Origin of the sequence: Mycoavidus cysteinexigens (genome assembly GCF_003966915.1) — a bacterium.
In the GTDB taxonomy this organism is placed as follows: domain Bacteria; phylum Pseudomonadota; class Gammaproteobacteria; order Burkholderiales; family Burkholderiaceae; genus Mycoavidus; species Mycoavidus cysteinexigens.
This window is the reverse complement of record NZ_AP018150.1, coordinates 434,655-456,039: the sequence shown is the minus strand read 5'-3', so window position 1 is coordinate 456,039 and position 21,385 is coordinate 434,655. Positions and strand designations below refer to the sequence as shown.

Below are 21,385 nucleotides of genomic sequence, written 5' to 3'. Positions count from 1 at the left end.
TTTTGCCACCAGCCATCGACAATGACGACTATGCAAATATTGAATCAGATTCTGCCCTAATACATCAGGCCAGACACAAACAAACTCATTTAAACGTTAGTGGACTGCTTGCCAGAAAGCAAGCAGATCCTTTTTCATTTTTATTGCTGGCTGTGGGGGACTTACCGGTGGATGTTTGCGATACGCAGAGGGACGGTTGCTCCTGCGCCATGGTAATTCATCGAAATTCCTAGAAAACGGCAAACTGTTGTGGTATTTCCGAGTCGTTGTGGATACCAGCTCTCAGCATCAGCAGTACTTCGTCGAGGAATTAGTAGAGAAGCTTTACGGAAAATTAGCCGAACAGCCTGTACTAAACTATCTTTTTTATTCCGCAAAAAAATTAAACTTAGGCCCCTTAAGGGCTTAAAGATCATGTTTATGAGACAATTGCGGAACGGATTTTGTAACTTCTCAATAACCCGGGGCGAACGTCGGCAAACTGCTTAAGCAGAAGCCGTGATGCGTTGTTCGACGAGATGAGGCAGAAAAGGAATTTGATCGCTGCATGAAATACGGTCGGTCAGGTAATCCCAGAACGAGATGCCCAGCTTGCGGCAGGTCTTCTTCAAACTAAAAAAGGTATCGCGACATTGCCGACCGAGTTCGCTTCGGGTACCGCCGCTGATCTTTTGCTTTTTCACATGATCGCGAATGTCGCGTTCACTGTCGTTGGTGTGGAGTGGAACCTCAGGGCGCTCTAACACTAGGCTTGAACCTCGGGCGCTTCTTTTCCCCCTAGAGTACCGCGACTTCATCTTTCAAGTGCGCCTCTTTCTCTAGCAAGTGATGGATGATTTCGACCAACCTCTCACTCCATGCAAGCACTTTCAACATCGTCGGCGTTCGGTCAACTTCGGCGACATACGGCACCACAAGTTCCTTCAACACAGCACTCGTCAAGTTATGGGCTCCTGGCTTTTTTGAGTCGTGCGGCTTTTTGCCTCAGTTGCTCATTTTTCTACTCCAAGCCATTCGCTATTTCTGCCAGCCGTTCAGCCCACGCGAGTACTCCTTGCTCTTTCGGCATGAGTCCTTCTCGTGGGATGTCGGGTAGCTTGAACTGGGTGGGGGAGAACATAAATACGTAGAAAATGAGAGCGATGCGAAAAAACTTAACATTGCCATCTAGCTTTTACAAGCAAAATTCGTTGCGCTCTCAGAGCAAGCTGCTTCACTGATTTTGACAAAGTGTACTGACTAAACCAGGCAACTTTGCATGGCAGTTGCCCCGGGTTATTGAGAAGTTACTAAATTCTTCGTTAATTTGTTGATATTTAAAGAAATTTTCTAGGACTGTTAATCCGCAGGTCCCAGGTTCGAGCCCTGGTCGGGGAGCCAGATTTTAAAAGGTCTACAGCGATGTAGGCCTTTTTTATTTGCTCCGAAATTCATGTTTTTCTAGGTTCCAACTGACACCTTTGCCACTATCTTTCGTCAAAGAACATTCAGTGCAGAAATGGCCCTATTTTGCCCTCCCCAAAAACTTACACTACAGCCATTTATCTTCCCCTTTTGTGTAGAAAAAATACATATACACAAAATAGCACCAGTAAGCTGAACTGGATAATTTCTACTAACACATAAAAACGCAGCGAGGCTTTAGCAATGATCAGATAACCAAACACATGAGCACTGACTTTGAGCACATCGCCGCCCAATTGCCACACCAAAAGATCACGCATCGGCTTAAAGTCAGCCGAAAATAATACACATAATTCATCTGATTTTTCTTTCTCTCAGTTGCCTGAAATATAATTGAAATCTCAGATTAAGTAATGACTAATACATCTAATTAGATCCCCTCTGATAGACACTCATTTAATTCACTAACAATTCCTTACTGTCTACGGCTCCCCTTTGCTTTAACAGCTTCTGATTTACTTCACTTATCCCTTCTATTCCTTCTATTAACGCCCCTCTCACTGTCAAAAAGCTATGCCCCGTACTCCAGTTAAAATATGCGCTATATTTCCCTTTCTCTTCTTTTAATTCCCACTGCCGAACTGACCTATCCTGACTACCTATGCCTAAATAGCCCTGACCATGCAAAACCTCTTTCCAGGCAAGGATTGTCACCGGCCCACTATCCTGAATGAGGATATGACATTCACCTGTTTGCGTCTTCCATAGCCTTACCGTACCGTCTATACTCCCCGACACTAGCTGATCTCCTCGCGGCAAATATATTACGCTATAAACTGAAGCGGTATGCCCTTCTAACTTCTGTAGCGGCGCTCCGCTTTCTACATCCCATAGCCGCACCGTCTTGTCCCAACTCCCCGACGCTAGCTGATCTCCTCGCGGCGAATACGCTATGCTTACGACTTCACTTGTATGCCCTTCTAACTTTTGCAGCAACGCTCCGCTCTTTGCGTCCCACAGCCGTACCGTCTTGTCAGCGCTCCCCGATGCTAGGTGATCTCCTCGCGGCGGATACACTACGCTGTTAACTCCAGCCGTATGTCCCTCTAACTTCTGCAGCGGCGCTCCGCTTTCCGCATCCCACAGGCGGACTGTCTTATCTAGACTTCCTGACGCTAGCTGATCTCCCCGCGGCGAATACGCTACGCTATAAACCATAGCCGTATGCCCCTCTAACTTCTGCAGTGGCGCACCGCTTTCCACATCCCACAGCCGCACCGTCTTGTCAGCACTCCCCGACGCTAGCTGATCTCCTTGCGGCGAATATACTACGCGCAAAACAAAATCTGTATGCCCTTCTAACTTTTGCAGCTGCGTTCCGCTTTTTACATCCCACAAACGCACCGTCTTATCTAAACTTCCCGACGCTAGCTGATCTCTTCGTGGCGAATACGTTACGCCAAAAACTCCAGCGGTATGCCCTTTTAACTTTTGTACCGGCACTCCGCTTCCCACATCCCAAAGGCGTACCGTCTTGTCCCACCCCCCCGAACTTAGCTGATCTCCTCGCGGAGAATACACTACACTATCAACTGCATTCGTATGCCCCTCTAGCTTCTGTTGTAGCGCTCCACTTTCTACATCCCACAGACACACCGTTTTGTCATCACTCCCCGACGCTAGTTGATCTCCTCGTGGGGAATACGCTACGCTAGAAACTCCAGAGACATGCCCTTCTAATTTCCGCAGCAGCGCTCCGCTTTCTACATCCCACAGCCGCACCGTCCAGTCATTACTCCCCGACACTAGCTGATCTCCTCTCGGAGAATACGCTACGCTATAAACCGCAGCCGTATGCCCTTCTAACTTCTGCTGCGGCACTCCGCTTTCTACATCCCACAGCCGCACCATCCTATCACGCCCCCCCGATGCTAGTTGATCTCCTCGCGGCGAATACGCTACGCTCAAAACAAAATCTGTATGCCCTTCTAACTTTTGCAGCAGCGCTCCGCTTTCTACATCCCACAACCGCACCGTCTTGTCAGCATTCCCCGACGCTAACTGATCTCCTCGTGGCGAATACACTACGCTCAGGACTCCATATGCACGAGCTTCTCCTTCTAACCTCTGCAACGGCGCTCCGCTCATTACATCCCACAACCGCACTGTCTCGTCCTCGCCCCCCGAAGCTAGCTGATTTCCTCGAGGCGAATACGCTACGCTCCAAACTGCATCTGTGTGCCCTTCCAAGGTATAAATTTTTTCCCAGTTCGAGGTCTTATATACGTTGACCTGACCGCTCCCAAGCCCTACAGCATAGGTTTGACCATCCGGCGCATAAGCGCAGGAACGCACTGGGCTCTCCTCTTGCAAATATGGCCATTCACCAAACTGCACCCCAGCCATCTGCGCTCCGCTTAAATTCGCTTCTCGCAACCAACTTTTGCGAAGTTTGACCTCACTTAAATCCGCCTTTTCCAACTGCGCTGAATCAAACATGCCATAGCTTAGATCTGCACCAGCGATCCGAATCCCCTTTAAGTCCATTCCCTTAAACGACACCCCTGCCTTAACCAGGACCGTGATTGCATTCGCCGCCCCTCTCTCAAATTGAGTATCTTCCTCCCCTTTAGATTGTTCAACTACGCTTAAAAGCCGGCTTTTTAATTGCGCCTCTTGCCATACACGTTCTGTTAAAAACTGCAATACTGCGGGATCGTTCACGATATTTAATCTATTTAGCCAAGCAATGGGATCCATTCGGCCGCTAGTGCCCAGTTCCTCCCATAGCACTCGCGCCACCAAATAATCCTGGACCGATTTATGGATAAACTCATATTGATCATCTCGGCAAATCAGCGGTGCATTAAAGCGTAATAATTTAATTTTTTCGTTATTGTCACTTAAAAATTTATCTCGCCAATCTTGTGTCACCGCATTAGATTCGTCATAAGAAAGCAGTTCCGAATACGTCACGTGCACCAATCCAGCCTGATACATCTCTATCGCCAAATCTTTGCTGAATTTTGTGCCATGCTTAATAAAAGCTTTATTTAGAAAATGAAATGCCTTCTGTTCTGCGTCAGTTAAGCGAATGCCGCTCAAACGATCTTGCGAACGCTCAAACCAGCTCTCCATAAATTGATCATATAATGCAAGCCGAGTAATATGTTGATTGCTATCCTTGTATTTCTCGGCCAAAGCTGGCAATTCGCTCAAGGACAACTTGAGTAAAAAAGGATTGCGTATCAGCTCTTTGACTTCAGATCGCTCTAAAATTTCTTCATACCCTGAGACTCTCTTTCCCAATTCTGGGTATGTGCTCTTATATTTGTTTACATATTCTTCAATCGATAAATCAGAGAATGGGGCGAGTTGATAAGTTTGAAGCAGATACGCCTGACCTTTTGGGTGAAACTGGCGTTCATATCGGTCGCCCAAATATTCTGGCCTACTAGTAACAATTACTTTGGCTTGCCATTCATCCAGTTCATTTTCAGCATAGAAAAGACGGGTTCGCTCTTTAATCTCATCGTAGCCATCTAGAATAAATATAAAGCGATAGTTCGCTTTTAAATCCATTATCTGGCCCTCTGTAAACCCCTCTTTTTTTAGGTACTCTGAAACAAGATTGGCATTCGGCTCCTTTAAGCTCGATAGCGAAATAAATAATGGGATCGGTGTCTGGCCAGATTTATTAGCTTCCTTGTTATAGGCCTCCCATAAGCTTCGCGCCAAATACCGGTTAAACGTTGATTTACCAGAGCCAGCCACACCCAACAAAAGCAGTACTTTCTTTTCTTTTGAAACTAAGAAATCTCTCACCCTCTCTTCCAGGCTAAAGCGCTCTCTTATATTCGTAATTGAGGTGCATTCTGGCGCAATGTACATTGCCAACGCATCTTTGATTTCTCTGTCTTTTTGCAGGCTTTCTAAATATTTTTTCTGCAACCCCTCAATACCTAAACTAGCTAGTGGTGCATTATTCGGTTGCATCGCCATACATTGCAGTGGCCTCAGGATTTCTCGTAATAATTCAGCATCTGAGCCCGTTGAGTGGTAATGCACTGTAATTTCGTTATGCGAACCAACGGTTGGAATATTAATCAAGCCATAGTTAACTTGCATGACGGATCCCGCTGGCTCATACAACCTATCCGTTGAATCGGTCCGTGCCGCATCCGCAAAAGCCGAAGAGATTTGAGAAAAATATGAAGATAAAGAAGGTTGAGTTTGGTTTGGATTAATCGGCAACATGCTAGTTATTTTCCTCTATAGCTCACATTCCTATCTGTGAGCACATTACTTACTATTGATTAAAGTCCCACTTTCACTGGATAAAGCCCATCCGCCACAAACTACGACAGGGTTAGCAATATCAAAAACTCTGAAAGCGATCTCGCTATTTTGACTTCTATTTAGATTCCCGAATTTGACCGAGAGCCCACCGGAATTGCGCTTGCTGAAATTGCCAAAGTCAACGCCTATAACACCAGCGTCTACTGGCATTGGCGCGAGCGGGTGTTTGGACTGAGAACGTTTTATCAGCAATTGCAGCAAGCTTCGCAATCAATGCTTCCACCAAGTCGTTATAGAGTCCGATCAGGCTTTAGGTGCGGACGTAGGCTCACTGACTTGTGTTGCTCCCTTTTGAATTAACAAGTGAATATTCTCTGAACTTAACCCCTGTACACCTCGAAGCAATAGATCGGTTACAGATAGTTGGTTTTGATGAGAGGTCCAGACTAAGCTGGCTGCCCAGTAATTTACTTTACGTTCTAGTTGAAAAATGCGAAGAACACTCTCGCCACCGATCAAGATTCTGGTCAAGCCTCCGTCTGTCTTTTGCCAAATGATTGAAAAAATAGATCCAACAAAACCTCGAGTTATCACTTGATATTCTGCTGTATCTAATGACTGCAGTTCCACTTTTTTATTCCACCCTCCATATGCTAACCATTTGTTATCTGGCGAGATTGATACACTTAATACTCCGTTCCTACGCGCTACCCCATCTTCTAGCGCTTCCCTATGCCGCCCACCAAATGTTTGACATAACTGCGCGCCTATTTTGTCTAATCCCCACAGTTTCACTGTTCCATCCCAACTACCGGTCGCTAACCACTTGCTATCTGAGGAGATTGACAAGCTCCACACTGGCCCACTGTGTCCAACAAGAGTTTGATACAAACGCAGACCTGTTTTACTTAACATCCACAGCTTCGCTGTTTTATCTTTACTCCCAGACGCTAACCACCTGCCATCTGGTGAGAAAGACATACTTCGCACCAAGTCCCTATGCTCATTAAGCGTTTGATGCAACTGCGCACCTGCACTGGATAATGTCCATAATTTTATTATTCCATCCCAACCACCAGTCGCTAGCCATTTATTATCTGGAGAAATCGATATACTTGACACTCCATCACTATGCGCATCAAGTGTCTGATGCAAACGCGTGCCTGTGCTTATTAGCTCCCATAGCTTAACTGTTTTATCTTCGCTCCCAGATGCTAACCACTTGCCGTCTGGTGAAATCAAAACACTTCGTACCGAATCACCATGATCATTAAACGTTTGATGCAACTGTGCACCTGTACTAGATAATGCCCACAGCTTCACTGTTTTATCCCAGCTACCGGTCGCTAACCATTTGCTATCTGAAGAGATCGACATACTCGACACCAGATCACTATGCCCATCACGCGGACTATGCCCCCTCCATTCCGTACCGGTTACTCTCCAAAATTTAACTGTCTTGTCATCACTCCCAGATACTATCCATCGACGATCTGATGACATTGAGATACACATCACTTTATCGCTATGCCATTCAAAGGTCTGATGCAATAGCGCACCTGTACTGACCAGCTTCCATAGCCTCACCTTATTATCGAAGGCACCGGTCACCAACCATTTACTCTCTGATGAAATTAATACACACTTCACTATACCGTCATGTTTAAGAGTTTGATGCAGCTGTGCTCCTGTGCTGGATAGTGTCCATAACTTTACTGTACTATCCACTCCTCCAGATGCTAGCCATTTGCCGTCTGACGAGAGTGATACACCCAATACTATCTCGCCAAACTCAAGCGTACACTCAAGTTTGGGCATTCGGACCGCCCATAATTTGATAGTTTGATCTTTGCTACCTGAGACAAGCCGTTGGCCATCCGGCGAAAATACAATACTCTGCACCATAGCGTTGTGCCCTTCAAATGTGTATTGAAGTGTGCCCGTATTGATTGACCATAATTTCACACTTTTATCAACACTGCCCGAGGCAAGTAACTGACCATCCGGCGAAAACTCAACACTTAAAACTTCATCGCTATGTCCGTTAAACTTGCGTTCCAACTGACCCGTGCTAACTGACCATAGTTTTACAAGTCCGTCACCGCTACCCGATACCATCCATTGACTATTTGGCGAAAACGCGATGCCGTTTATCCAACGGCGAGAACCAGTAAGCGGCCTCTTTAGGGTATAGCTGGGTTCTAGCGCTTGCGTATCATATAAATAAATGTCACCTCCTCTTGTACCGACCGCCAGCCAGCAATTATCTAGCGAGTAGCAACAAGCCCAAACAGCACTATCCATTTCTAAGGCTGGTTTTTCTCCAAATTCGATACCAGCCAAGTTTGCGTCGGACATATCGGCTCCGCGAAACCAAGCACTGTATGCCCTAACCCCTTTTAAATCCGCCCTTTGCAACTGTGCTGAATCAAATACACCATGACTCAAATCTGCCCCAGGTATCCGGATTCCATTTAAATTCATCTTCCAAAACTGTACCCATGCTCTGACCAGAACCGTCATCGCATTCGCTGCTCCTAAATTCACCGCATTAGAATCTTTAGAGGCTTCTATCCATGCATGGAGGTACGCCTTAAACTGCGGTTTTCCTTTAACCCGCTCAACCAGAAAATCCAAAATAACCGGCTCTTTAACCAACGAAAGCTGATTTAGTACATCTTCTGGATGAGGTTCTATCGCTTCAAAATCAGGCGCGCAAATAGCTCGAGCCACTAAATATTCCTGCATCGACTTATGCGAAAATTCATAGTGCTGCTTCTGCTTCATTTGGAATGGCGCGTTAAAACGCAGTAGTCGAGTCCTCGCCCCTCCCGTAAAAAAAACTTCGTGCACTTCTCGGTTTCGTTTTTTAAAATTGGGGTGATCCTGAGCCGAGGTCAGCCCCGCTTTAGTCAGCTCCACGGCGCAACTTTCTATATAAGTAAAGCCTTGCTGTATAAACCCGCCTTCGCATTCAGAAAGCTCTTGTTTGGCTTCTTCTTCATTCGGTGTTAATGCGATAGCCCCCAAGCGAGTCTGCCAGTTTCCCCACCATTTCTGAAAGTAGTGTTCATAAATCGCACCGAGCGTTAAGGCTTTCTGGTTTGGGTTCATTTCCCCCAGTTCAGGCAGGATTTGCAAGAGCATCCGCAACACAACAGGACGTTCTAGTTCCTTGCTTAAAGTGGTCAACTCGTTAAATGCCTGCTCATACTGTTCTACAGTCCACGGAGGATTGCTTTTGTTGACATAATTCTCAATGTAATTCGACCTTTGCTGGGCAGAGAATGGAGCCATCCTGGCTTCCCAAAGTGCATCAGGCGCTGCTTTTTTAGGGCGGAAATACGCTTGATAATTCGTATCCAGATACTCAGGTCGGCTGGTAATCACAAACTTGGCCTTTTCCCACTGCCATAATTCATTCAAATCATAAAAATTACGGTTCCTTTCCTTGATCTCATCATAGCCATCAAAAATAAAAATACAGCGTTGGTGTAGGTGAGTCCGTAATAATTCAATTTGCTCCGATGCAAAACCTTGGCCCTGCAAAAATTGTTCAATAACCTGCTTATTCGGATTCTCAATGCTTCTCAGTTCGATAAAAAAGACTAGAGGCGGATCGTTTTGGGTTTGGGACAGACGTTGATAATCCTCTAGCTTTTTGAGGGCTAAATGTCGATTAAAGGTCGATTTCCCTGTGCCCGCTACGCCCTGCAATAAAAATACCGTCGCCTCTGAAGCAAAGAATCGTTCTAATTCTGCTTCAAGCTCTACCGTCTCTTCTCCTTGTTGGCCTTTCTTTATACCCTGTACCGGAACATACATCGACAGCACATCCACTTCGCCGCTACGCTCTAAATGGCTTTTATACGTTTGCTTGAATCTATCGGCATCGACGCCGAGTTTGGCAAGAGGTTCGAGTATAGGTTGGAGCGCCTTCCTCTGATTTTCTTGGCTCTTTTCAAAGCTTTGCATTAAAGCTTCTACTACCTTAGGATCTAATGCCCTCGCGTCGAAATTCACTGTAGATTCATTATGCGCACCATAGACTGAGATATTAATCAAGCCATAGCTGTTTTGCGTTACTGATCGTGCCTCTGAAATAGGAAACATGTTGGTCGCTCCTCTCTAATAATTTGTTGATCTGCTGAATACCTCACTACCCACTAAGAATCCAACTTTCGCTGAATAAAACTTCCTGCTCAAAGCTGGCACATAAACAACGCCAAAACTTTCCAAAGTATTCGACTTTTATTCGAAGTTGGTGAGTAGACCGATGGAATTTCACCATCAGACCGGGTTGACCGGAGGCAGTCACTCGCCCCCGGTTCCCACAGAACGTAGCGTGCGGATTTCCCGCACTACGCTCTTTAGCAGTTGATTCACAGCACCGCGATAGCTTGCAGCGCCCGATAGGGAAGATGCAGCTTTGGTCGCATTAATAGAAATCGCTTCTTGATTTCCTGGAATACTTCCCAGGTAATGCCGCCTGCACGGCTCCGGCTGCTTAGCAGCTTACGCCAGTACCGCTCCACCGCTCTATGTACCTTTTAACGCCCGGAAGTTCCCGGTAATACCATAGTAGCCATAGTGGCCGCGTAATACCCGATTGAGCTTTTCAGCTTGTTCCCGAATCGATAAATGCCTCACTTGACGCATCAGGTCTTGCAAACTAACCAGACTACGACGGAGCGAAACTTTTCTGTGCGCATCTCTATCTTGAAATTGCCTTTCAGGTTACGCGTGCAGTACAGGGTGAAGCCCAGAAAGTAAATCGTCTCCGGACGCCGCTTCCCGTGATGGCTTGCGTACCGTTGGGCAAAACGACCAAAGGCAACGAGCTTGGTCTTGGTCGGTTCGAGCGCCAGACCAAATTTCTCCAATCGTTTGCGCAAGGCATTCTGCACACGAAGTGCATCAGACTGATTTTAAATAGTGTAAAAGTGTCCGTCAAAGGTAGTCAACACCACAATGGCGTGAGCAAGCACTTGGATTAAAGACTTTTTATAGACAGCTACAACAAGCGCAGCGCTATTCGCAGATCACGTCAAATATTACGGGTGCTATTCACTGATTTGCGCCTGCCCTGCGCCGCGCTCTCTTAGCAATGCAGCGTTTAAAGGGCTTAAATTGCGTGCATTTTCGATCAATGCATCTGTTACAGTCAGCGTGTCTTGCCTTGAAGTCCAATCTAACGTGATTTTGCCAATTTGGCCTGAGTTATAAAAGACCCGCCAAAGACGAACCGCCTGACCTCCCGTAGCAAGCATGGCTGTGCCATCTGGCGAAATTTGCCACGCAACTACATAGATAGATCCAAAGTCTTGCAGTATTGCTTGGCAATCGCTTGTGCGAACAGACCAGAGCCTTACTGTATTATCCAAACTTCCAGATGCTAACCACTGCCCATCGGCTGAAAACGCGACACTATTCACCGATTCCGTATGCCCAGTATATGTGTGCGCTACAGATCGATCGCCCGAAACAGGCCACGATTTCACCGTAGTATCATAACTCCCAGACGCTAACCACTGGCCATCGCTCGAAAACGCGACACTGTTCACCGCACCTGTATGGCCGGCATACGTATGCGCCAAAGATCTATCGCCTGAGACATGCCACAGCTTCACCGTAGTATCATAACTTCCAGACGCTAACCACAGCCCATCGCTCGAAAACGTGACACTCATTACCCCATGTTGATGCCCGCCATACGTATGCGCGAGAGCTCGAGCGCCGGATACGCCCCACAGCAAAACCGTATTATCGATTGTGCCAAGGGCGATCCATTGGCTGTCGCTCGAAAACGCGATATCAGTCACAAAACTCCAAATAAACTCGCCCGTGTAGGTGTTGGCATAGATGTGCGCGAGAGAGCACGCGCCGGATGTGCTCCATAGTTTCACTGTCTTATCATCACTACTAGACGCGACCCATTGGCCATTAGGCGAAACCGCGACTCTACTCCTCCCCTCATGCCCGACATATACGTGCGCGAGAGTCCGTGCGTTGGATATGCTCCACAGCTTCACCATATTATCTCCGCTATCAAATTGGCCGTCAGACGAAAACGCAACACTATTTATCCAATCTTTATGCCTGTGATACGTATGCACGATGGCTCGAGAGCCGGATAAGCCCCATAGCTTCACTGTCTTATCATCACTACCAGAAGCGATCCACTGGCTATCGTGTGAAAATGCGATACTCTTCACTCTATTTTTATGTCCAATATAGGTATGCACGAGATCTTTTGTGCCGCCTACGCTCCATAGCTTCACTGCCTCATCGTCACTACCAGAGACGACCCACTGACCATCGGGCGAAAATGCGACACTATTCACTCCCCGCTTATGCCCAGCATAGGTGTGCGCTAGAGCCCGGGCGTCGAATACGCTCCATAGCTTCACTGCCTCATCGTCACTACCAGAGGCGACCCACTGGCCATCGGGCGAAAATGCGATACTCTTCACTCTATTCTTATGCCCAGTATAGGTATGCACAAGATCCTTTGTGCCGCCTACACTCCACAGCTTCACCGTCTTATCCCAACTACCAGAGGCGAGCCACTGGCTATCGTGTGAAAACGCGATACTACTCACCCAATTCTTATGCCCAGCATAGGTGTGCTCGAGAGTCCGTGCGCCGGACACACCCCATAGCTTCACTGTCTTATCATCGCTACCGGAGGCGACCCACTGGCTATCGTGTGAAAATGCAACGCCCTTGACTCCGCCCTCATGTCCACGATAGATATGCGCGAGAGCTCGTGTGTCAGATACGCCCCACAGCGCCACAGTACTATCCTTACTGCCAGACGCGAGCCACTGGCCATCACAAGAAAATGCAACACTCATCACCCTCCGATCACCATACGTGTGCACTAGTTCCAAAGTCTCGGTCCCATAAAGGCCAATACCATCGGCATTCGCTACGGCAAGCCAACGACCATCCGGCGAATAACAACAAGCATAAACCTCCTTTTCTATTTTTAAAGTCGGCTTTTCACCCAATTCGATCCCAGCCAAATTCGCCCCATTCAAATTCACCCCTCGTAGCCAGGCACGGTACCAATTTGTCTCTTTTAAATCCGCACCTTTAAATTGCGTAAGGTCGAAGATCCCATAACTTAAATCCGCACCCCGTGCGCGTATCCCGTTGAAATCTTTGCCACTCAGATACACGCCACTTTTCACCAATATCGTCAGCGCATTAGCCGCTCCCACCTCAAGTTCAGGTTCTTCCTTAGAGCGCTCCACTACCTTTAAAAGCCGCTCTTTTAACTCCGTTTCCAGTTGCACCTGCTCCGCTAAGTATTGCAATACAGCAGGATCTTTCACTATATTTATTTGGTTGAACCAAGCTGACTGTTTAAGCTCAACATCTATGCCTAGCTCTTCCCACAGCGCCCGCGCTACAAAATAATCCCGTAAGGATTTATGGATAAACCGATATTCTTTACCTGAATCATCTGCCTTGTTTTGGCATATTAACGGCGCATTTAAGCGCATCAACATTGTCGTTGCATCTTCATTGCTCAGTAATCGCTTGTGCCAATCCGCCTCTGTAGAGGTATCATTTTTTTTCCATCTCGCATGGGTTACAGCCTGATAATGCGTTACCACTTCCCCAGCTTGGTACATTTCTAATGCAAGCTCTTGGCTATATTCCACCCCGAAATCAGCAAATCCTTCCCGCTCCAATTTTTTAAACTCTGCCCTTTCTTTTGAATTAAGCTCAAGTATCTGATCTAGCCTCTGTTGCGAACGGTCAAACCAGCTTTTTACAAATTGATCATAAATTGCAATTCGAGTTAAGCGCTGATTCTCTGTCTGGCCTCTTTGACTCAATTCAGGCAACACGTTCAAGGTTATTTTCAGCAAAAATGGATTACTGACTAACTCTTTTAAGCTTGGCTCTTCTAAGGCTTCTTTGTATCGCTCTGCGCTCCACACCGCGTTGGAATTAGTTTTGCTGTATCGATCAATATACCGCTTTATAGTTTCTTCCGAAAATGGTGCTAACCGATATTCCTGTAACGTGGTACGCTCACCTGGTGAATGAAATTTGTATTGATGGTTTGGCCCTAAGTATTCTGGACGACTGCTGATAATGATTTTTGAGCCTTTCCAGTCATCTAACTCATTATCTTTATAAAATATCTGCTGTCGATGCTCAATCTCGTCAAAACCATCCAGTATTAATACAAATCTATGTTTACTTTGTAATTCTTTGATCTGCTCTTTCGAGAACCCTTGCTTCTCAAAAAAAGCGCTCACTAGATTCCGAACAGGCCCTGACAAGCTAGATAACCCTATAAATACTGGAATTGGCATATTTTTTGACTTACCGCCCTGGAGATAGGCCTCCCACAAGCTAACCGCAAGATCACGGTTAAATGTCGATTTACCTGAACCCGCTTCGCCTAGCAAAAGTAAAACTTTTTTGTCCGAGCTCAAAAAATCTTGAACCTTTCTTTTTAAATCAAAACGAGTTGGATCGTGAAGCTCCATCCCTTCCGGCGCCACATAGTTCGACAACGCATCTTTGATTTCGTTATCTTCCTGTAGGCCTTCCAAATACCTTTTCTGTAACTTTTCAATAGCCGAATCCAGGTTGACCAACGGCTTAATACTAGGCTGCAAGGCAAAAATATGCTGCAGCATTAGCGTTTCTAACAACTTGGAATCTGAGGCGGCTAAATATATATGGTTATTCGCTGTATTATTTGTGCCAATAACTAAGTTATTCATTAAGCCATTACCGATTTGCACCATGCTCTCACTCGAGTCATAGTTTCGTGCTTGCGTACTAGAAAAATACGAAGCTAATTTGGAAAAATACGAAGATAAAGAAGGTTGAGTATTTTGGCTTGGATTAATCGGCAACATGCTGGCTACCCCTTTTTAATAATTTGTATTTAACCTATGTCTGAGTGATTCACCATCGGATAAGAATTCAGCTTTCACTGAATAAAATCTATCGCCCCCAAATTACGACAACATGGGCAATATCAGAAACTCTAAAAATGATCCCGCTGTTTTTACTTCTATCTGGATCCCCGAATTTGACCGAAAACTCGCCGAAATTTCGCTTGCTGAGATTGCCGAAATCAACGCCCATAACGCCAGCGTTTTCTGGCAATGGCGCGAGCAGGCGCTGGGACTTCGAGCCTTTTATCGGCAGTTACAGCAGACTCGACAGTCCATTACAGCGAAGAATTGATATTCCATGTCAGGCAATCAAATGGCCCGGTAAGCTAGGCACAGGTACCGACCTGTATCTGTATCCTTCTCACACTGGCGCAGCAGGCTCCCCAAGCGCACCCTTTTGCTTGAGCAAACGTGCATTCATTGGGCTTAAGTTCTGCGCGCCTTTAATAGACATATCACTTACGATCAGCTTGTTTTGAGAGGAGATCCAATCTAACCTGACTGTCCAATCATTATCTTTTTCGCGTTCTATTTGCAAAATATGAACCGTGCTGCCCTTGCTACCAGCCATTTTCATTTTAATACGCGCTTCTGAAAGCTCTTGCCAAGCTATTGAAGCGATCTTCCCACCACAATCTGAAAAACAACCTGCAGGCGTTAACTCAGGCATTTCCTCACGCTGGTCTGTGTTTATTGACCATATTTTTACTGCCCCATTACGATTTCCCAACGCCAAGAGCTTACCGTCTGGCGAAAAAGTTATACTCTTTATTGCCTTAGTATGCCCTTTCTTAATATGCCCTTCAAGCGTATACAACATTTCTGGGCTTTCTATGTTCCATAGCTTCACTGTATTGTTATTGTCCCCCGATGCCAGCAAATTTTTGTCTGTTGGAGAAAAACTCACACTCGTCACCCATTTGCCATGTTTAAGCGTAGTTTTAGGCTCTTTCTTAACCGGAGTATTCTGCAATTGCAATGTTTTTCTGTCTTCCAGTTCCCATAACTTTACCATCCCATCTTCGCTCCCCGATGCCAGCAAATTGCCATCTGCTGAAAAACTCACGCTCGACACCCATTTATCATGACTAAACTCATACAACTGTGTTTTGTCTTGCACGCGCCATAGCCTCACCGTATTATCATTCCCCCCTGATGCCAGCAAATTGTTGTCTGTTGGAGAAAAACTCACACACCACACCGGCTTTGTATGCCCGTAAAACCCAACCGACTGTGTAGGCGGCAAACCCTGTGTAGGCGACAAACCTTTTACGCTCCACAGCCGTACTGTATTATCATCACCTCCCGACGCCAGGATCTCACTGTCGGACGAAAAAGTCACACAATTCACATGACCCTTATGCCCTTTAAGCGTATCCAACATTTTTCCGTTTTCTACATTCCACAGCTTTATTGTCTTATCATAACTCCCCGATGCTAGGAAATTGCCGTTAGGCGAAAAAGCCACATTATCCACCTGACCATGATGCCCTCCAAGCGCAGGCGATTCTTGCCTACTTTCCACTCTCCACAGCCTTACTGTCCTATCAGCACTCCCTGACGCCAGGAACTGGCCATCTGGCAGTGAAAAAGCCACACTATCCACAAGACTGCCATGCCCTTCAAAGGTATACAATGTTTCTCCGCTTTTCACACTCCACAGCCTCACCGTTCGATCATTACTCCCCGATGCCAGCAAATTGCCGTCTGGCGAAAAACTCACACTCATTACTGCACTAGTATGCCCCTCCAGCTCATGTATACTATGTAACTGTCTTGTGGGTAACTCTTCTCCGCTTTCCTCCACACTCCACAGCCTCACCGTCATATCCTCACTCCCCGACGCCAGGAGGTTGCCCTTGGACGAAAAAGTCACACTACTCACCTTCCCCCCATGCAATTGCCGACACAACGTTAGCTCTTGTCCACGTTCCGTGTCCCACAGCCTCACCGTTTGGTCATCACTTCCCGATGCCAGCAAATTGCCGTCTGGCGAAAAACTCACACTCTTTACTGCATCAGTATGCCCGTCAAGCGTACTCAAACATTCTCCGCTTACGCTCCACAGCTTTATCTTCCCATCCCAGCTTCCCGATGCCAGGGTCTCGTTCTTTAGCGAGAAACTCACACTACTCACTATTCCTTTATGCCCTCGATCGCCGAGCTCCCCACGCTCATACTCCATTTGTTTTCTTTCTACGTTCCACCGCTTTACTGTCGTATCATTACTCCCCGACGCCAAGAACTGGCTGTTGGGCGAAAATTTCACGCTATTTACCCATTCACAGTTAGCTTTAAACAAAGGCCCCGGCTCCAACGTGTCAGTTTTATACAATCGGATCTCACCACCCTGCTTGTCAACTTCATCCCTCGTACCAATAGCCAACCAACGCCCATCTCCGGAATAACAACAGTCAGTAACCCATTTACCCACCTCTAAACTAGGCAGCTCACCAAAGTTAACTCCATTCAGCTTCGCTCTTTCGAAATTAGCCCCACGCAGCCATGTTCCTCGTAAATTAACTTTACGCAAATCAGCTCCTTGCAGTTGGGCATTATCAAAAATCCCGTAGCTTAAATCAGCCCCTGGTACTTTGATACCATTCAAATTTTCTTCCTTAAACTGCACACCCGCTTTGACTAATACTGTCATTGCATTAGCAGCAGCTTTCCAATAATTTTCTTCCGTTTTCGAACGCTCAATGAAAGCTTGTAACTGCTCTTCAAACTTTGGCTCTTTCTCCACTCTCTCGACTAAAAACCGGATAATCGAGTGGTCTTCGATTAACCTCTTTCGAGTTAATGAGGAGTCAGGCAAGGGTATTATTGGTAATGTTGAACACGCTTTAATTGCGTCAGTTTGGCTTTCAAAATTCAAGAAAACATCGAGGCTGTCATAGGAAGACTGAACTTGCGGAATAAGCGTCGCCCCCTGGCGATTCGCTGCGCTCTGCGGCCCAAACACCGCGCGCGCGACAAAATATTCTAGAATCGATTGATGCAAAAACCTATACTGTTGGCCGCTGCGGCGTAAAGGACAGTATTCAAGCAGCAGCCGCACTTCCTTATGCCGAAAGCCCTTTGTTTTGAAAAATGTTTCCCAAGCTCGTTTACTCTCGAAAGTTGTATGATCCATCACCCCTTGATGCAGAGGGTTTTCATACAACTCTACGGCAAGGCACTGGCTAAATTCAATTCCGTACCCTTCGAAATTTTCCCCCAACTCTTGAAAAATAAGTTGCTCACTCTCAGTTAAATGCCTTCGGTCTTCCAAGCGCGCTTTGGCACGGGCAAACCATTCTTGTATAAACAAATCGTATAAATCCAACCGAGTAATACCAGCACCCTGCTTCAGACGATTAACATCTTCCTTCTCCCAGAGCGGCATGATCTCCAAAGCTAACCTTAAAATAAAAGGGTTGTTCACTAATTCATTAAACTTGGGTATTGACTTAATTGTCTCGCCATAACGCTCAATTGACCACCCAAAAGGATGGTCAACCTCGACATACCTCTCAATGTACTGGTCAATTTGGTCTTTCGAAAATGGAGCAACGACCAACTCTTGAAATCCCTCAGGATCTGGTTTCTCATCCTGCCCACGAGGTTGAAATGTAGCTTGATAGTCCTGTCCTAAAGACTCAGTACGACAGCTAATAATGACTTTGGCTCGTGGCCACTCTTCTAAAAATTTATTCATGACATAGAGATTTTGTCGCTGTGAGATTTCATCGTAGCCATCTAAAATAAATACGAAATTTTGCTGTTCATTTTCCTTAAGAGCTTTAATCTGATCTCTTGAAAACCCCTGCCTGCTTAGATATTCGTGAACCAAGTTATACACTGGGTCTTTAATCAGCGGCAGTGAAATAAACAAAGCCATAAGTGGTAAATTTGCCTCACTCGCTTCCTTATGTTTCTCCCAAAACCCGCGCGCTAAATAACGGTTAAAAGTTGATTTTCCTGCACCGGAATCTCCTAGGAGCAATAACACTTTTTTATTCGAGTTCGGTTGTAAAAAATTTTCGACCTCCTTTCTTAGGTCGCCAAAGGGATGAATATCTTGTTGCTTATATTTGCCTTCTGGGGGCACGTAGTAGGAAAGCATCTGCTTGAGCTCTTTATCCTCGAGCTGTTTATTGCGCCACAACTCTAAGCTTTCTTTCGCGTCTAAGCCACCCAATCCCGTTCGTGTGAGCTTTTTAGCTAAGTCAACAAGTTCGGCGTTTAACTTGTTAAATTGCTCATTAATGCTCTTTTCTAAGTCTTCGATGGGTTTGTCTTGGACGGCATTTAAGAGATCTTTTGGAAAATCCTTCTCAACAACTTCAGACCTAGGCAATGCAGGTTCGCCCAACGATGAGAGCATATAGGCTTCATAAATGCTCTTCTTAGTAGGGTCTTTATCCTGGGCTAAATGGACCCAGCACGTACGAGCGGCTTCGCTCACTCTAGGTTGAGTATCACCGGCCAGACGCGCTATACTGCTTAAGACTCCTTGTTTAACACGCTCGCTTGACCCCCAACGCTCATCGTTGAGATAGATATCTTCTAACCAGGCAAACGCCCCCTTCCGAGCATCTTCGTACAAATCCTTCTCATCCTGCTTTGCACCCTCATCGGGCACGGTGCATGCTACCTGCTCCAACTGCAAACTTAGTCCAAACAAAAAATTCGGATTTTGACGAGTACCTACCGAAGCCTGTTGAACAAAAGCATTCAAACTCTGGAATTTTTGAGTTTGAATGAGAAATGCAGTGTGCCGGAGCGCGGTATACCATGGTTTCTTAAATCTAAAATCAAACCCTTCTCGGAAGCCTTCAGCCGCGCTTTTGCCTGCCTCACTCAAGGTCTTGACGGTTTCAACAACTTCTTGGGTTGTTTTAATGAGTTGCCCCAAGCCAGAAAATGCAATGCTAAATTGCTCACATGCATTAACCACATCTCCGGGATTACAAGTGTGCACTGCTTTAGCTAACGCCAAAGCCCCACCTGTAATCGCCATACTGCGCCGCCAAACACTTTGCCAAAGCTTTTCATCATCCGGCACATGCAGCAGAGCTTGACAAGCATAGGTTGCCTGGTAAGCTCGCCGGATATTTGAATCCTTACTCAAATCGTTCAAATATTGATATAAAGGTGTATGCAGCTGTTCACGGTTTAAGCCTTTGACGTTAGCATCGGCCATCGCATCTAACAAGGCGGCCAAAGCACGCAGCAAATTATCAATGTGGTCAGCTTCTTCTAACTCCAGCACGGGAATTGCTTTCTCTGCAGCTTTCTCTGCAGATTTGAGGTAATCCTTCCTCCAACAAGCAGGAAGGATTTTTTTCAAAGACTTGGCGACAGAATTTTTGTCTTTTTCTTCATCTTTTTCTTTGTGGAAAAGTTTTTTTCGCCAAGCGTCCAAGACGCCTAAGATTTGAACGCCATCGTCAGCATTTAATGTACCTGGCTTAGCTTGCTGCAAAATTTGAGCAAGCCCGTCGAGTAACTGGACCTGCAATAGGGTTTCCTTGTCAATGGCATTAATGAAGTGCCCCAACAAAGCTCGAAAAATATCGGCGTCTGACAACTCCGCTAAAGCGACCACTTCACGAACGATATTGGAGCTTCTATCCCCCCTTATAGCAAATTCATTGATAACTCCCCGCGCGCGCAGGAGTAGTAATTCCTTTTTGCGCTGTGTCTCCTCTTTGTCGGAGTGTTCGAGGAGTTCCTGCCACACTGCGACGAGATGGCGGGTGTCATTAAATTTTCCCTTTCCATCCCAATTCTCCTCACTCGGGCCAGCAGGCACTCCCTGTCGATCCTGAATAAAAAAGGAAAAATTGACCCTCCGTTCATCCGTTTTAGTGTGAATCTCGGTACTTGGAGTAAGAGAGAGAGAAATAGCCGAGCTTGAAGAGTTGGTAAGATCCCCCTGTAGTGATGGTACCCGATCCCTTAAGGCCTTTAACTGTTTATGAGCTTCATGCTGAACGTTAGTACTCCCATACTCTATTGCTCTCATATAGTCGCGCTCTGCTCCCTTCGGATCATTATTTGATAAATCCAATATCCTCCCACGCTTTAAAGAAATTGTGCCACGGTAGAATGTTACTTCTTGTTTTTTCTCCAATTGCTCAGTATCTTTGATCCTTTCACAGGCTTTTTCTGCATGGTCACATAAAGTCTTCGCCAACTCGTAATCTTTTTTGTGCTTTTGTGTACGAGCCTCGTTCAAATAAAAATTTACGAGATTAAATGTAGTAGCTGCCGGTAAGACTAGATCCATGATTTTTCCCCACGCCTATAATCAAATCGAAGCTGTGCGAGCGCAACCTGTATCACGTTTCCCCAGCGGCCATCGTCGATAAAGTCTATGTAAAGTTATAATCGGATGCTGCCCTAATACTATTAGGCAGGGCGCAAACAAACGTAACACATATTAAAATGCTAGTAATACTGCTGCTGGAAAACAAGGTTTTTCTTATTTTTATTGCTGGCTGTGAGCAGATGCTTGCGATACACAAAGAGGTTATTGCGCTTGCACCACGATGACCCACCAAAATCTCTGGGTTAACATGAATGGTAAGCTCTGAACACAAATATTACCTCGTCGAAGAAGTAGTGTTGTAGTTCCACGGAAAATTGGCAAAATAGCCTGTACTAAACTAACTTTGCTTGTTCCGCAAAAAAGAGGCTATTCAAGCCCATTAAGGACTAAAGATCATGTTTAAGGGGTAATTGCGGAATGAACTGCACCC

8 protein-coding genes are annotated in these 21,385 nt (G+C 46.0%); 1 reads left to right on the top strand and 7 read right to left on the bottom strand.

All coding sequences use genetic code 11. The features are described from left to right. Window positions 1–485 precede the first annotated feature (485 nt). The 6 genes from MCB1EB_RS01995 to MCB1EB_RS01970 form a co-directional block, all read right to left on the bottom strand. Entirely contained in the window at window positions 486–746 is a 261-nt protein-coding gene (locus MCB1EB_RS01995) for a hypothetical protein (RefSeq protein ID WP_045363272.1), read from the bottom strand. A 31-nt stretch (window positions 747–777) separates the two neighbouring features. After that, the gene (locus MCB1EB_RS11950) at window positions 778–942 is read right to left on the bottom strand and encodes a hypothetical protein (protein WP_161566162.1); all 165 of its coding nucleotides are present in this window, start codon (window positions 940–942) and stop codon (window positions 778–780) included. 918 nt (window positions 943–1,860) lie between these two features. Beyond that, window positions 1,861–5,661, bottom strand: coding sequence for a WD40 domain-containing protein (locus MCB1EB_RS01985; protein ID WP_052393825.1), 3,801 nt, complete (start codon window positions 5,659–5,661; stop codon window positions 1,861–1,863). A 345-nt stretch (window positions 5,662–6,006) separates the two neighbouring features. Next, window positions 6,007–9,816, bottom strand: coding sequence for an NACHT domain-containing protein (locus MCB1EB_RS01980; RefSeq protein WP_052393826.1), 3,810 nt, complete (start codon window positions 9,814–9,816; stop codon window positions 6,007–6,009). A gap of 545 nt (window positions 9,817–10,361) precedes the next feature. Beyond that, a complete protein-coding gene (locus tag MCB1EB_RS01975; RefSeq protein ID WP_052393827.1) occupies window positions 10,362–10,610 on the bottom strand; it encodes a hypothetical protein in 249 nt (82 codons plus the stop codon). Between the two features lie 156 nt (window positions 10,611–10,766). Next, window positions 10,767–14,594: an NACHT domain-containing protein gene (locus MCB1EB_RS01970; RefSeq protein ID WP_052393829.1), complete on the bottom strand. Its 3,828-nt coding sequence runs from the start codon at window positions 14,592–14,594 to the stop codon at window positions 10,767–10,769. A 112-nt stretch (window positions 14,595–14,706) separates the two neighbouring features. Here MCB1EB_RS01970 and MCB1EB_RS01965 point away from each other — a divergent pair, with 112 nt between their 5' ends. Then, a complete protein-coding gene (locus MCB1EB_RS01965; RefSeq protein ID WP_045363276.1) occupies window positions 14,707–14,928 on the top strand; it encodes a hypothetical protein in 222 nt (73 codons plus the stop codon). A 69-nt stretch (window positions 14,929–14,997) separates the two neighbouring features. On the opposite strand, the gene MCB1EB_RS01960 is transcribed toward MCB1EB_RS01965, so the two are convergent. Further along, complete coding sequence (locus tag MCB1EB_RS01960; protein WP_052393832.1) at window positions 14,998–20,913, bottom strand: WD40 domain-containing protein; 5,916 nt, start codon at window positions 20,911–20,913, stop codon at window positions 14,998–15,000. Window positions 20,914–21,385 lie beyond the last annotated feature (472 nt).

Coding starts and splice junctions, on each gene's coding strand:
- MCB1EB_RS01965 (WP_045363276.1), top strand. CDS start 14,707: ATGGGCAATATCAGAAACTCTAAAAATGATCCCGCTGTTTTTACTTCT.
- MCB1EB_RS01980 (WP_052393826.1), bottom strand. CDS start 9,816: ATGTTTCCTATTTCAGAGGCACGATCAGTAACGCAAAACAGCTATGGC.
- MCB1EB_RS01985 (WP_052393825.1), bottom strand. CDS start 5,661: ATGTTGCCGATTAATCCAAACCAAACTCAACCTTCTTTATCTTCATAT.
- MCB1EB_RS01960 (WP_052393832.1), bottom strand. CDS start 20,913: ATGGATCTAGTCTTACCGGCAGCTACTACATTTAATCTCGTAAATTTT.
- MCB1EB_RS01970 (WP_052393829.1), bottom strand. CDS start 14,594: ATGTTGCCGATTAATCCAAGCCAAAATACTCAACCTTCTTTATCTTCG.